This is a genomic window from Delftia deserti, assembly GCF_042653485.1.
Lineage (GTDB): Bacteria > Pseudomonadota > Gammaproteobacteria > Burkholderiales > Burkholderiaceae_C > Comamonas > Comamonas acidovorans.
Map to the genome: position 1 here is coordinate 3,851,950 of NZ_JBHSIH010000001.1, position 13,464 is coordinate 3,865,413.

Annotated in this window: 13 protein-coding genes; 7 read left to right on the forward strand and 6 right to left on the reverse strand. The window is 67.5% G+C overall.

Annotated elements, in window-relative coordinates; genetic code table 11:
• Nucleotides 1-194: 194 nt before the first annotated feature.
• On the reverse strand, nucleotides 195-1,196 hold the full coding sequence (locus ACFPFG_RS18530) for a Bug family tripartite tricarboxylate transporter substrate binding protein (protein ID WP_197954252.1): 1,002 nt from the start codon (nucleotides 1,194-1,196) through the stop codon (nucleotides 195-197).
• Nucleotides 1,197-1,267: 71 nt separating this feature from the next.
• Entirely contained in the window at nucleotides 1,268-2,476 is a 1,209-nt protein-coding gene (locus ACFPFG_RS18535) for a CaiB/BaiF CoA transferase family protein (protein WP_380107754.1), read from the reverse strand.
• Nucleotides 2,477-2,602: 126 nt separating this feature from the next.
• On the opposite strand from ACFPFG_RS18535, the gene ACFPFG_RS18540 reads away from it, so the two are divergent.
• The gene (locus tag ACFPFG_RS18540; RefSeq protein WP_380107756.1) at nucleotides 2,603-3,508 is read left to right on the forward strand and encodes a LysR family transcriptional regulator; all 906 of its coding nucleotides are present in this window, start codon (nucleotides 2,603-2,605) and stop codon (nucleotides 3,506-3,508) included.
• Here ACFPFG_RS18540 and ACFPFG_RS18545 read toward each other — a convergent pair.
• Both ACFPFG_RS18545 and ACFPFG_RS18550 read right to left on the reverse strand, forming a co-directional pair.
• Nucleotides 3,498-4,922 carry an FAD-binding oxidoreductase gene (locus tag ACFPFG_RS18545; protein WP_380107758.1) on the reverse strand — a complete coding sequence of 475 codons (1,425 nt, stop codon included), beginning with the start codon at nucleotides 4,920-4,922 and terminating at the stop codon, nucleotides 3,498-3,500. The genes ACFPFG_RS18540 and ACFPFG_RS18545 overlap by 11 nt on opposite strands.
• A gap of 81 nt (nucleotides 4,923-5,003) precedes the next feature.
• Nucleotides 5,004-5,351, reverse strand: a complete 348-nt coding sequence (locus tag ACFPFG_RS18550) for an EF-hand domain-containing protein (RefSeq protein WP_183018678.1) — start codon at nucleotides 5,349-5,351, stop codon at nucleotides 5,004-5,006.
• A gap of 179 nt (nucleotides 5,352-5,530) precedes the next feature.
• On the opposite strand from ACFPFG_RS18550, the gene ACFPFG_RS18555 reads away from it, so the two are divergent.
• The 4 genes from ACFPFG_RS18555 (at nucleotide 5,531) to ACFPFG_RS18570 (ending at nucleotide 8,496) form a co-directional block, all read left to right on the forward strand.
• Complete coding sequence (locus tag ACFPFG_RS18555) at nucleotides 5,531-6,103, forward strand: cob(I)yrinic acid a,c-diamide adenosyltransferase (protein ID WP_183018677.1); 573 nt, start codon at nucleotides 5,531-5,533, stop codon at nucleotides 6,101-6,103.
• A 53-nt stretch (nucleotides 6,104-6,156) separates the two neighbouring features.
• On the forward strand, nucleotides 6,157-7,062 hold the full coding sequence (locus tag ACFPFG_RS18560; protein ID WP_183018676.1) for a LysR substrate-binding domain-containing protein: 906 nt from the start codon (nucleotides 6,157-6,159) through the stop codon (nucleotides 7,060-7,062).
• A 446-nt stretch (nucleotides 7,063-7,508) separates the two neighbouring features.
• Nucleotides 7,509-8,162, forward strand: coding sequence for a hypothetical protein (locus tag ACFPFG_RS18565; RefSeq protein ID WP_043780170.1), 654 nt, complete (start codon nucleotides 7,509-7,511; stop codon nucleotides 8,160-8,162).
• Between the two features lie 46 nt (nucleotides 8,163-8,208).
• Nucleotides 8,209-8,496, forward strand: coding sequence for a hypothetical protein (locus ACFPFG_RS18570; protein WP_380107761.1), 288 nt, complete (start codon nucleotides 8,209-8,211; stop codon nucleotides 8,494-8,496).
• A gap of 355 nt (nucleotides 8,497-8,851) precedes the next feature.
• Here the strand turns inward: ACFPFG_RS18570 and ACFPFG_RS18575 are convergent, their stop codons facing one another.
• The gene (locus ACFPFG_RS18575) at nucleotides 8,852-10,087 is read right to left on the reverse strand and encodes a D-amino acid dehydrogenase (RefSeq protein ID WP_380107763.1); all 1,236 of its coding nucleotides are present in this window, start codon (nucleotides 10,085-10,087) and stop codon (nucleotides 8,852-8,854) included.
• Nucleotides 10,088-10,309: 222 nt separating this feature from the next.
• On the opposite strand from ACFPFG_RS18575, the gene ACFPFG_RS18580 reads away from it, so the two are divergent.
• Together ACFPFG_RS18580 and ACFPFG_RS18585 are read left to right on the forward strand one after the other, a co-directional pair.
• A complete protein-coding gene (locus tag ACFPFG_RS18580; protein WP_012202010.1) occupies nucleotides 10,310-11,191 on the forward strand; it encodes an amino acid ABC transporter substrate-binding protein in 882 nt (293 codons plus the stop codon).
• Nucleotides 11,192-11,205: 14 nt separating this feature from the next.
• Nucleotides 11,206-11,973, forward strand: a complete 768-nt coding sequence (locus tag ACFPFG_RS18585) for an aspartate/glutamate racemase family protein (RefSeq protein WP_380107765.1) — start codon at nucleotides 11,206-11,208, stop codon at nucleotides 11,971-11,973.
• 141 nt (nucleotides 11,974-12,114) lie between these two features.
• Here ACFPFG_RS18585 and boxA read toward each other — a convergent pair whose 3' ends face one another.
• Nucleotides 12,115-13,458, reverse strand: a complete 1,344-nt coding sequence (gene boxA / locus ACFPFG_RS18590; protein ID WP_380107767.1) for a benzoyl-CoA 2,3-epoxidase subunit BoxA — start codon at nucleotides 13,456-13,458, stop codon at nucleotides 12,115-12,117.
• Between the last annotated feature and the right edge of the window lie 6 nt (nucleotides 13,459-13,464).

Below are 13,464 nucleotides of genomic sequence, written 5' to 3' on the forward strand. Positions count from 1 at the left end.
CGGCCGACTGCCCTTTCTTGATTCGCCGAGAAAGGTCAGGTCAAAGAAGGCGACCCGGACGTCCGCGACCCCTGCGCTTCGCTACGGGCGCGGCCATACGGGAGCGAACAGCAGGCGCCGAGCATTTGCGGACGCAAAAAAGGGCATGCCTTGCGGCATGCCCTGAAGGCGCATCGTGGGGCGCTCTGTGTTCTTTACTGCGAAGAGATGTTCTTGTCCTTGGCGATCTTGCTCCAGCGCGTGAAGTCGGCATTCAGGCGCGCCTTCATGGCCGCGCCGTCCTGGTAGGTGGCGATGGCGCCTGCGGCCAGCATCTTCTTTTGCAGCTCGGGCTCGGCCAGGATGAGCTTGAGCTCCTGGTTCAGGCGCTGGACCACGGCAGGCGGCGTGTTCAGCGGGGCGATCAGGCCGCCCCAGGTGTCGGCGTCGAAGCCGGGGAAGCCCTGCTCGGCCACCGACTTCACGTTCGGCAGCAGCTGCTTGGCCTTTTGCGAGCTGACGGCAATGGCGCGCAGCTTGCCCGCCTGGATGTGGGGCAGGGCCGCGACCACGTCGGCGAACATCACGGCGATCTGGCCGCCGATCAGGTCGGTCACGGCCGGCGCGCTGCCGCGATACGGCACGTGCTGCATGTCGAAGCCGCCCAGGTCCTTGAGCTGCTCCATGGACAGGTGGCCGAAGCTGCCCGTGCCCGAGCTGGTGTAGTTCAGCGCCGGCTTGGCCTTCCTGGCATGCTCGATCAGCTGCTGCAGGTTGGTCACGTCCGGCAGCTCGCGCGGGTTGATGACGATGGCCATGGGCAGGTCATAGACCGTGGCCACGGGCAGGAAGTCCTTGCGCACGTCGTACAGGTTGTTGTTGAACAGCATGGGCGCCAGCAGGGCGGGCATGCCGAACATGGACAGCGAGTAGCCGTCGGGCTGCGACTTGATGAAGGCCGCCGTGCCCACCGAGCCCGAGGCGCCGGGGCGGTTGTCGATGACGATGGTCTGGCCCAGGCGCTCGGTCAGGCGCTGGGCGACGATGCGCGCGGCCGTGTCGGTGGGGCCGCCGGGCGGGAAGGCCACGGTCAGCTTGATCAGCTTGTCGGGCCACTGGCCCTGGGCCCGGGCGGCGGGTGCCAGCGTGGCGATGGCGGTGGCGCAGGCGGCGGACAGGATCTGGCGGCGCGAGGCCTGGAAGGGGGTGGAAGTCATATGTCTCCTCAATCGGGAAGGGGTGGAAATGAGAGCCGTGGAGCGGTCTGGTTGGGAACGTCTGCGCGCTCTCAGATGATGTTTCTGGCGCGCAGCGCGGCGCGGGCCTGCTCGTCCAGGCCCAGGCGCTGCTGCAGCACCTCGTCGGTGTGTTCGCCCTGGTGGGGCGGCGGTCGGCGCACGGGCAGGCGCTGGCCATCCAGCGCATAGGGCGGGGCCAGCACGGACTGGCTGCCGGCCTCGCTGTCCTCGAAGCGGTGCAGCAGGCCGGCATCGGCCGTGCGCTGCGAGTTCAGGGCCTCGAACAGGCCCAGCACCTCGCCGCAGGGGATCTGCGCGGCTGTCAGGCATTCGAGCAGCTGGGCGCGCGTGAAGCGCAGCAACTCGGCCTGCACCAGCGGCATCAGCAGCTCGCGGTTGGCCGAGCGTGCGGTATTGGTGGCAAAGCGCTCGTCGGCGGCCCACTCGGGCTTGGCGATGACGTCGGTGCAAAAGCGCTGGAACTGGCCGTTGTTGCCCACGGTGATGACCAGCGGGCCGTCGGCCGCCTCGAACACGCCGTAGGGCACGATGGACGGATGGGCGTTGCCGAACTTGGGCGGGTCGCCGGCCTTGAGCAGGGCCTCCATGCCGTAGTAGCTGGTGATCATCAGGCCGCAGTCGTACAGGGCCATCTGCACATGGCGGCCGCGCCCGCTGCGCTCGCGCTCGTAGAGCGCGGCCAGGATGGCCTGGGCCGAGTACATGCCCGTGAACATGTCCACGGCGGCCACGCCGAACTTCAGCGGGCCCTGGCCCTGCTCGCCGTTCATGGCCATGATGCCGGACTCGCCCTGCACCACCAGGTCGTAGCCGGGCCGCGTGGCCTCGGGGCCGCTGCGCGAGTAGCCCGAGATGGAGCAGTACACCAGGCGCGGGTTCAGTGCCGACAGCTGCTCGTAGCCCAGCCCCAGCTTCTCGGCGCCGCCGACCTTGAAGTTCTGGATGACCACATCGCTGTCGGCCGCCAGCTCGCGTGCGATGCGCAGGCCCTCTTCGGCCTGCAGGTCCAGCGTGACCGAGCGCTTGTTGCGGTTGGCGCTGTTGAAGTAGGAGGTGTTGCGCTGGCCCACGCGCACGCCCCAGTCGCGCGTGTCGTCGCCGCGGCCCGGGTGCTCGACCTTGACGACATCAGCGCCCAGGTCGGCCAGCGCCATGGCGCACATGGGACCGGCCAGCACGCGCGAAAGATCCAGGACGCGCACGCCGTCCAGCGGCAGGGAAGAGGAAAGAGCACTCATGCGAAACCTTGTCGAACCACGAAAACCGCGTCGGGCCAGAGCCCGGGCAGGCCCGCATTCTTCATTTGTTTATGGATTTTGACAATCGTGCTAAAAAATGGACATTGTGTGTACTGAGGTTTGACAATGGATCTGGGCGGACTGTCCCTGCTGGTGGACATCATCGAAGCCGGCAACCTGAGCCGCGCCGCCGTGCGCCTGGGCATGAGCCGTGCCAACGTCAGCCACCGGCTCAACCAGTTCGAGCGACAGATCGGCCAGCAGCTGCTGCGCCGCACCACGCGCCAGGTCGAGCCCACCGAGCTGGGCCTGCGCCTGTACGCCCATGGCCGCGCGATACGCCAGGAAGCCATGGCGGCGGACGAGTCGGTGGACAGCCTGGGCCAGAGCCTGCAGGGCACCGTGCGGCTGAGCGTGCCCAGCGGCTACGGCCAGCTGCAGATGTCGGGCTGGCTGACGGAGTTCATGCGCATGCATCCGGGCATCACGCTGGAGGTGATCTTCGACAACGACATCGAGGACCTGATGCAGGGCGCCGTGGATTTCGCCGTGCGCGTGATGACCGAGCCGCCTGAAAGCCTGGTGGCCTGCAAGCTCGGCGATGTGCTCTACGAGGCCTGCGCCACGCCGCAGTTCCTGGCGCAGCATGGGCAGCCTGACTCGCTGCTGGCGCTCAAGCGCGTGCCGCTGATCACCTCGGCGCTCACGGGCCAGAAGCTGCGCACGGCCGGCATGAACGGCGCGCGGCCCACCGAACTGCGCATACGCCCGCGCCTGATGTCGCCCAACTTCCATTTCCTGCGCGATGCCGTGCTGCAGGGCCTGGGCGTGGCCGTGGTGCCGCGCTACATGGTGGCGGCCGAGTTGGCCAGCGGCGCGCTTGAGCGCCTGCCGCTGCCGCCGGGCAGCCTGGACTTTCTGGCCACGCGCCAGTACCTGCTGTACATGCCGTCCCACTACCAGACGCGGGCCATCACCACGCTGATCGACTTCCTGCGCGAGAAGGCCGCGGTGGAAGGACTCAGAGGCTGAAGATCTTGCCGGGGTTCAGGATGTTCTTCGGGTCCAGCGCCTGCTTGATGGAGCGCATCATCTGCACCGCGCCGTCGCCGGCTTCCTCGCGCAGGAAATCCATCTTGTGGATGCCCACGCCATGCTCGCCCGTGCAGGTGCCGCCCAGCGCAATGGAGCGCGACACCAGCTGGTGGTTGAGCTGCTCGGCGCGCGAGCGCTCGTCCTCGTCGGCCGGGTCGATCAGGTAGCCGAAGTGGAAGTTGCCGTCGCCCACGTGGCCGACGATGAAGTAGGGGATGCCGCTGTCGTCGGCCTCGCGCACCGAGTCCAGCAGCGCATCGGCCAGGCGGCTGATGGGCACGCAGGCATCGGTGGTGATGCAGCGGCAGCCGGGGCGGCTGGAGACGGCCGCGAAATAGGCGTTGTGGCGGGCCGTGAACAATCGCGTGCGGTCCTCGGGACGCTCGGCCCATTCGAAGGCGTTGCCGCCGAACTCGCCCGCAATGTCCTGCACCATCTCGGCCTGCTCCTTCACGCCCGTGGGCGAGCCGTGGAACTCCATCAGCAGCATGGGCTCCTCGCGCAGCGTGAGCTTGCTGTAGGCATTGACCATGCGCACCGAGTTCACGTCCACCAGCTCCACGCGCGCGATCGGCACGCCCATCTGGATGGTCTGGATCACCGTGCGCACGGCGGCCTCGATGCTGGGGAAGGAGCAGATGGCCGCGCTCACGGCCTCGGGCAGCGGGTACAGGCGCACCGTGATCTCGGTGGCCACGCCCAGCGTGCCCTCGCTGCCCACGATCAGGCGCGTGAGGTCGTAGCCCGCGCTGCTTTTCTTGGCGCGCGTGCCGGTGCGGATGATGTCGCCGCAGGCGGTCACCACTTCCAGCGCCAGCACGTTCTCGCGCATGGTGCCGTAGCGCACGGCATTGGTGCCGCTGGCGCGCGTGGCCGTCATGCCGCCGATGGAGGCATCGGCGCCGGGATCGATGGGAAAGAAGAAGCCCGTGTCCTTGATGGCATCGTTGAGCTGCTTGCGCGTGATGCCGGGCTGCACGGTGACCGTGAGGTCCTCGGTGTTGACCGAGAGGATGCGGTTCATGCGGCTCAGGTCCAGGCTGATGCCGCCTTCGACAGCCAGCAGATGGCCTTCGAGCGAGGAGCCGGCACCATAGGGAATCACGGGCACGGCATGCTGGTCGGCCAGCCTCAGCGCGTCCTGCACGTCCTGCGTGCTCTCGGCAAAGACCACGGCCGCAGGCGGGGGGGCCTGGATGGCGCCCTCGTCACGGCCGTGCTGTTCGCGCACCGCCAAAGCCGTGGAGCACTGGGCGCCGAAACGCTGGGCCAGGGCTTGGAGGAAGGCTTCGGGGATGCTGCGCTGAACGAAATCAGGCTGCAGGCGGACGGGGGCGACAGGGGCGTTCATCGGTGTTCTCCAGGGGAACTGGAAAGAATACCACCGGCCCTGCCGCCCTCGTGTGAGTGGTTGCCGCCATGCGCCTCAGCATCAACGCGGCTGGACCGCCTTGCTGAATTCATCCCTGGACAGCGAGCCGTTCTTGTCGGCATCGATCTGGGCGAAATTGCTGCTCACGGCAGGCAGCGCCTCGGCTTCCTTCTTGCTCAGCTTGCCGTCCCGGTTGGTGTCGGCGCGGTCGAAGGCGGCCTGGACATCATTGGCGGGGGCGCTGGGGCTGGTTGCTGCCGGCCCGGGCGCAGCCCTGACACCTGTCGCTGGACCATTGCCGGGACCCAATTCCTGGGCCATCGCACCAACACTGCCCAGGGAGATGGCCGCGAACAACATCACGCTGCGGATTTCAAAACCGGAGACTTTGCGCAGTTGAGAGGTCATGTGTCGAACTCCTTGTCGAACGTGGAACATGACTGCATTCCACCTGCTGCAGCGCAACACGGCCAGCACTTTTGCCGGCTGTTGCCTGCTACAACATTTGCGTGCCGGCTGTAACGCACAATCAGGTGATGGGCCGTTACCGGCCCGGATTTCCCCCCACATCGCCAAGGAGAATGCCCATGGGCAACCGTTTGACACAGATCGCCACGCGCACCGGAGACGACGGCAGCACGGGCCTGGGCGACAACACGCGTGTCTCCAAGAACAGCGGCCGGCCGCACGCCATGGGCGATGTGGACGAGCTCAATTCCCACATCGGCCTGCTGCTGTGCGAGGCCCTGCCCGACGACGTGCGCGAGCTGCTGGTCGATGTGCAGCACCAGCTGTTCAACCTGGGTGGCGAGCTGTCCATTCCCGGCTACGAGCTGCTCAAGGACGAGGCCCTGCTGCAGCTCGACGAGGCGCTGGCCCACTACAACGCGCAGCTGCCCCGGCTGCAGGAATTCATCCTGCCGGCCGGCAGCCGCGCCGCTTCCCAGGCCCATGTCTGCCGCACGGTGGCGCGCCGCGCCGAGCGCATGGTCGTGGCGCTGGAGCAGGGCGAGGCCATGCGGCCCGCGCCGCGCCAGTACCTGAACCGCCTGTCGGACCTGCTGTTCGTGCTGGCGCGCGTGCTCAACCGCATGGATGGCGGCGACGACGTGTACTGGAAAAGCGAGCGGCTGGCCCGCGCGCAGTCCGCCGAAGAGTGAACCCGCGCTGAACCTGCGCTAATCCCGCGCCAATCCCGCGTTTAGGACGGCCCATGCGCCTGCGCCACATCGAGGTCTTCAATGCCGTCATGCAGACCGGCAGCGTCAGCGCTGCCGCACGGCTGATCAACATCACCCAGCCGGCCGTCAGCCGCACCCTGCAGCACGCGGAGCTGCAGCTGGGCTTTGCGCTGTTCCAGCGCGCACGCGGGCGGCTCACGCCGACCAATGAGGCGCTGGCGCTGTTCCCCCACATCGAGAAGCTGTTCGAGCAGCTCGACGAGGTGCAGCGCCTGGCCGACAACCTGCGCCATGGCCAGGCAGCGGACCGGCTGACCGTGCTCACCGTCTTCGCGCTCAGCCGCGAGGTGCTGCCGCGCGCCGTGGCCGGATTTCGGCGCCGCCACCCGCAGGTGCAGGTCCATGTGCAGGCGCTGCACACGCCCCAGGTGGTCTCGGCCCTGCTGCTGCAGGAGGCCGACGTGGGCTTCGTCATCAGCTCCGTGGGCCAGCCCGCGCTGGAGCATGAGCTGCTGGCCGAAGTGGACATGTTCTGCGTGCTGCCCAAGGGCCTGCTGCCACCTTCGCGCATCCGTGAAGAGGGCATGGAACTCAAGGACCTGGCCGAGCTGCCCGTGGTCGCGCTCGATGCGCGCGACCCGCTGGGCATGCGCCTGGGCCAGGCCTGCCGCGAGCACGGCGTGGGCCTGTCGCCCGTGGTCACCGTGCAGACCTACCACGCGGCCCTGTCCATGGCCGAGTACGGCCTGGGCGCCGCCATCATGGACGGCTGCACCGCCCTGGCCGCCGACCGCCGCAAGGTCCATGTCGTGCCCCTGCTGCCGCGCATCACGGTGGGTGTCAATGCGCTCAGCCTGCCCCAGCGGCCGGGGTCGGTGCTGGCGCGGGCAATGACCGAGGAAATGCGCAAGGCCTTGCGCGAGTTGCTGGCTGGCTGAGGCCGTTCATACAGGCATGCCTGCTGGACTGCGGCTGGTGCGCCGTGGTCATTGGCACGATCGATTGCCAAATTCAACTGGATTCTCATGATCGATTGATTTGTTAATGAGAATTATTCACAATCATTGCCCGGGATCTGACGACTGCATCGTCATGAAGGAGGGGCATGAGAAATTCAGTAGCTTTGCGTCCGCGCTGGCAGATAGTTGCCTGGGCATGTGCTGCTCTTGCCTTTGCCGGTGGGCTGGCGCTCATCTTTTTTGCCGAACCAGCGCCTGAGGTCAGGCATGCACAGGTGAGCGCAACCAAGCCACCTGCGCAAGCTTCCGGGCCTGCTGCGCCAGCACCTGAAACTCCCGCTCCACCGGCGATCGCTTCCGTACCGGCGCCCGTGCCGGTGGCGCCCCCCACGGCACCTAGAGCCAAGGCGTTTCCTGCCGTTGTCGTGGATGCATCGGCGGAGATTCTGTACAACCGGCTTGCCCGCAGCGAGGTCACGCTGGACCAGGCCGGCGAAGTCGCCAAACTCCACAAGGCATTGGAGCCTTGCTGGATGGCGTCCCTCTATGAGCGCATGGCGCTGCTGGTTCCGCCGGATTCCGACCCCAAGGGGCACGCAATGGCGCAACGGCTGGCTCGGGAGCAGAGGGCCAGTGCGCGCCCTGGCTGCGGACAACTCCCGATGGACGCATACACAAGGGCCGATGAGTGGACGGCCCGGCTCGCGGTGCAGGGAGATCCTCAGAGCATGATGGACTATGGCGGAGCCTACTGGACCCGGGGTCTGGAGCATGCGAGAACGGATCCAGAGCGCCTCGCCGAGTATCGGCGCACCACCCTGATATACCTCAACGCCTTGATCGACCAAGGCTATGTCGATGCGCTGATCTCGATGGCCTCCATCAGAAGTAACCCCACATGGGGGGAGCCGCAGCCTGCCGAGGTGTGGGCATATGTCTATGCCGACGCCAAGGCCAAAGGCAATGTGTCATCGCAAGCAAACCTGCTTCAGAGCATCGACCAACGAGTGCCGCCTGAGGGCCGTCAACGCGCGAGGGATATGGCCCAGGAGTTGCTGAGGAGATGCTGTGGTGGCTAGCCAAATAACTTCGTTGTCACCGCGCCTGCCCCAAACGTGGCGCTCTATGATCATCATCGCGCTTGCCGCGTTACTCATCGCAGCGAGTTGGCGTGGCGTCTCCGACACCCAGGAAGATCCGCGCGGGTGGAACAACACCGAGATTGCTCGATTCATCCTGGAGACGGTCAACTCGTCCTTGTCGATTGGACAGTGGAAGCCCGGAGATACAGTGACCATCTGTCAAGCAGGATCCAGTAGATGCATTTTGGTGGCCTACATCAATCCGATGTCTCACGATGCCTGGGCCAAAGCAAAAAATGTCGATTCACGCAATCAACCTCCCGATGTCTAGCTATGGGAGCGCTTGATCAAGTGGATTCTGGGTCGAGGAGGTATGCCTCCAACAGGTTCCTTGGAGACCCTCATCGCTGATTGGGGCGAAGTGCCACCCGGGACGGTCACGGTCGAACCACTCCGGCCTGATGACACGCTGACAAAGTGCACTGGTTGCCATGGTTCGGATTGGCAGCAAATAGCCCAGCGGCCGGCATGGGAGCCGTTGCGAAGTGTGGAGGCCAGCGGTTGGCTTGCCTTGATTGGCGCCGCAGCCATGTCGGTGGATGCCCGACATGGCTGGTCCAAGGACGACTGGCAACTCGTACGGAGATTGAGCGGCGACATGACATAGGTGGCTGCGGGACCGGGTTCTACAGATCGTCCGCCTCCATCTGCCCCACCAGCCTCTGCGCCGACCCGAACGCCAGCGTCAGCCCCAGCGCGCCGTGCCCTGTCTGCAGCCACAGGTTGCGCGGACCGCCGCGCTGGCGGCCGGTGAGGGGCAAGCCGGTGGGTGTGGCGGGTCGCATGCCGGTCCAGGGGTGGAGGTTGCCGTCCAGCGGCAGGTCGGCGAAGACCTCCTGCGTGGAGCGGCGCAGGCTGGCGATGCGGCGCGGGTCGGTGCGCGTGTCCCGGCCCACGATCTCCACCATGCCGGCCACGCGCAGGCGTTCGCCGATGCGTGCGAAGACGACCTTGCGTGCGGTGTCGGTGACGCTGACCCGGGGCGCGGCGTGCGGCAGCCGCGCTGCGGCATCGGCGGTGATGCTGTAGCCCTTGAGCGGATAGACGGGAATGCTCAGGCCCAGCTGGCGCGCGTGCACCGCGCTTTCCCAGCCGCTGGCCAGCACGTAGTGGTCGGCGCGCAGCGGCAGCGGGCCTGCGGCGGTGCGCAGGCCGGTGATGGCGTCGCCTTCGCGCTCGAAGCCCTGCAGCTCCACGCCGTAGCGCAGTTCGGCGCCGCGTGCGGTGAGCCGGGCGGCCAGTTGTTCGCACAGCAGGCGGCAGTCGGCGGCGGCTTCGCTGGGCGTGTGCACGGCGCCTGCAATGCGCTGGGCGTAGCCGGCGAGCGCGGGTTCGATGCGCGCCACTTCGGCGGCGTTGACGATGCGCTGCGGCGCGCCGCCCAGGCCCGCCTGCAGTGCCACCTGCTGCGCGGCGGCATCCAGCGCCTGCTGGGTGGGGTAGAGCACCAGCTTGCCCGGCGTGTGCAGGTCGCAGGCCAGTGCTTCGTCGGCCTGGAGCGACTCGAAGGCCCGGCGGCTTTCGGCGGCCAGGGCCAGCAGGGCGCGCGTGCCTTCGGCCGAGGCATGGGCATTGCAGGCGCCCAGAAAGCGCAGCCCCCAGGCCCATTGCGCGGGGTCGGCGCGCAGGCGGAAGGCCAGCGGCGAATCCTTTTCCAGCAGCAGGCGGGGCAGCATCTTCCAGATGCCGGGATCGGCCAGCGGCTGCACGTAGGAATAGCTCAGCTGCGCGCCATTGCCGCCGCTGGCGCCCTGGGCGGGGCCCGGTGCGCGGTCCAGCACGGTGATGCGGTGGCCGGCCTGCTGCAGCGCCCAGGCCGTTGCCAGGCCGACGATGCCGGCGCCCACGATGCAGACATGCATTGATCGTTTCTCCATGCAGCCGCACTGTAGGCCGCGCGCGGCAGGCTGCGCCATGGCATTTGGCACAGGGGGTATGCATGCAGGTTATGGCCGGGGGCTGCTGCTGCGGGCAGGCGGCCAGCCCATAACCGGCGGGCATGGACCGGCCCGATATTGTCATTCCGCAAAGGCCGCCGCCCTTCCTACACTGGCCGCACATCCACCAAAGACGAGGAGACAAGCATGCAACTTCACACCACCGCGCTGTGCGCGGCCCTGGCCCTGGGAGGCCTGGCTGCGGCCCATGCCGACACGCTGGCCAAGGTGCGCGACAGCGGCCGCATCACGCTGGCCTACCGCGAGTCCTCCGTGCCCTTCAGCTACCTGGACAACGGCAAGCCCATCGGCATGACGGTGGAGATGTCCCAGGCCGTGGCCGAGGCCGTGAAGAAGGCGGTGAACCGGCCCGATCTGAAGGTGCAGTGGCAGGCCGTGACCTCGCAGAACCGCATGCCGCTGCTGGCCAACGGCACCATCGACCTGGAATGCGGCTCGACCACCAACAACACGGTGCGCGGCAAGGAGGTGGCCTTTGCCATCAACCATTTCTACACGGGCACGCGGCTGCTGGTGAAGAAGAGTTCGGGCATCAAAAACTACGCCGACCTCAAGGACAAGACCGTGGCCATCACCACGGGAACCACCAACCTGCAGGTGCTGCGCAAGGCCAATGCCGACAAGGCCTGGGGCATGAACATCGTCATGGCCAAGGACCATGCGGACGGCTTCCTGCTGGTGGAGAACGACCGCGCCGCGGCCTTCGGCATGGACGACATCCTGCTCTTCGGCCTGATCCCCACGGCCAAGAACCCCGGCGACTTCGAGGTGGTGGCCGACTCGCTGCAGGTCGAGCCCTATGCCTGCATGCTGCGCAAGGACGATCCCCAGTTCAAGCAGCTGGTCGATGGCGTGATCGGCGACATGATGAAGTCGGGCGCGTTCGCCAGGCTGTATGACAAGTGGTTCATGCAGCCCATTGCCCCGAGGAACGTGGCCCTGGGCCTGCCGATGAGCGAGCAATTGCAGAAAAACCTGCAGGACCTCAGCGACAAACCCGCTTTTTGATTTCGGATCGCAGCATGCAGCAGCAGCTTCAGCCCCCGCGCGCGGTGGGCATTCTCGGGGGCATGGGCCCGGCCGCAGGCGCGGATTTCGTGCGCCTGTTCGTGCAGGCCTGCACGGCGCACCTGCAGCAGCAGGGCCTGCCCGTGCATGACCAGGCCTATCCCGAGCACTGGCTGGTGCAGCTGCCCATGCCCGACCGCAGCGCGGCGCTGCGCGCGGACCCGCAGTCGCCCACGGGGCCGGCCCAGCACCTGCTGCAGGGCGTGGGCCGCATGGCGGCGCTGGGCGTGCGCAGCGTGGCCCTGGCCTGCAACACGGCCCATGCCTGGCATGGGCAGCTGCAGGCGCTGTTTCCGCAGCTGCATGTGCTGCACATCGCGCGCCAGGCTGCCCTGCACCTGCAGGCCGGCGGCGCGCAACAGGCCATCGTGCTGGCCACGCAGGGCACCTATGACAGCGGGCTCTACGACGCGGCGCTGAGGGAGTGCGGCATCACCGCGCTGCAGCCCGACGCGCAGGGCCGCGCGCGGCTCATGCAGGGCATCTACGACGGCGTCAAGCAGGGCGACATGGACCTGGCTGCGCGCTGCTTCGGCGAGGTGCTGGCGCCGCTGCTGCAGCGCCATGGCGATGTGCCCGTGATCATGGGCTGCACCGAGATCCCGCTGGCCCTGCCGCAGTCGCCGCTGGCGCGCGGTGCCGAGCTGGTGGACCCGGCCTGGATACTGGCCCAGGCCCTGGCCGGCGATGCCTATGGACAGGTCCGAACTCCAGCGCATTAGTTTTTCAAGGTGTTGCGCGCCATTCAATAACTGCCTAGGAACCTGGCGCGGCTCAACTCAGGGACACCGAGGAAGGGCCGCCCCGCACCGAGGGTGTCGTCCCCCTTCGGGGGGAAGGCGCGAAGCGACTCAGGGGGTGTTTCAATAAGTCTCCAGATGCAGCCGGCCTTCGCGCTTGAGGCGCGCGCCGACCTGCTCCCAGTCCAGTCCCGATTGCTGCGCCACGTCGCGCAGTGCCAGCACCACGCCTTCCTCCATGCTATTGAGCCCGCAGACGTAGAAGTGCGCGTTGTCGTCGCGCAGCAGGGCGGCGAGGTCGGCCGCACGTTCGCGCAGCAGGTCCTGCACGTAGCGCCGGGGCTGGCCGGCTACGCGCGAGAAGGCCAGGTTGTTGTCGATGAAGTCGCGCGGCAGGCTTTGCAGCGGGCCGAAGTAGGGCAGCTCCTGCGGCGTGCGTGCGCCAAAGAACAGCATGAGCTTGCCGCCCTCGAACCTGCCGCCCTTGCGCAGCCGCCTGCGCCATTCGGTCATGGCGCGCATGGGGGCGCTGCCCGTGCCCGTGCAGATCATCACGATGTGCGATCGGGGATGGTTGGGCATCAGGAACGACTGGCCGAACGGGCCTATGACCTGGACCCTGTCGCCGATGCGCGCATCGCACAGGTAGTTGCTGGCCACGCCGCGCACGGGGCGGCCCTGGTGGTCCTGGGTGACGCGTTTCACGGTCAGCGCCAGGTTGTTGTAGCCGGGCCGCTCGCCATTGCGCGCACTGGCCACCGAGTACTGGCGCGCCACATGCGGGCGGCCCTGGGCATCGGTGCCGGGCGCGATGACGGCGATGGACTGGCCTTCGAGCACGGGGAACGGCTGGCTGCCGAAGTCCAGCACGATGTGGTGGGTCTCGCTGTCGAATCCCGCCTCCGTGCAGTTGAGGTTGCCGACCACGGTGGCCGTGACGGGGCTCCTGGGGCCATGCAGGTTGGTGTACGGATGGGCGGCCGACCAGGGCGGCACGGTGGCGCCGTAGCTGGCGCTGCGCAACACCTGGGTATCGGCCTGGTCATCGGGCCGGGCCGCATCCGCACCGCGCGTGGCGGCCGCCGCGATCACGGCCTGGGCCTGGCTCAGGTCCTCGGCGGCGGGCGCGTCCGCTGCGTCCTGTGCCTGGGTCCGTGCCTGAACCTGTGCCTGGACCAGCGCCTCAGGCGGCAGCTCCTCGGGCAGCTCGTCCCAGAGCAGCTGCTCGGCCACGGGATAGGCGCGCGCCAGCGGCACCTTGCGCCAGTTGTCGATGGCGCCCGTGGGGCAGGGCGAGATGCAGTCCATGCAGCCGTTGCACTGCTCGGCCAGGACCACGTAGTTGCGGTCATCGTGCGTGATGGCGCCCACGGGGCAGGTGGCCTCGCAGGTGTTGCAGCGAATGCAGATCTCCGGGTCGATCAGGTGCTGCGTGAGGATGCCGTGTTCTACCAAGGCGACTGTCATGGGCGA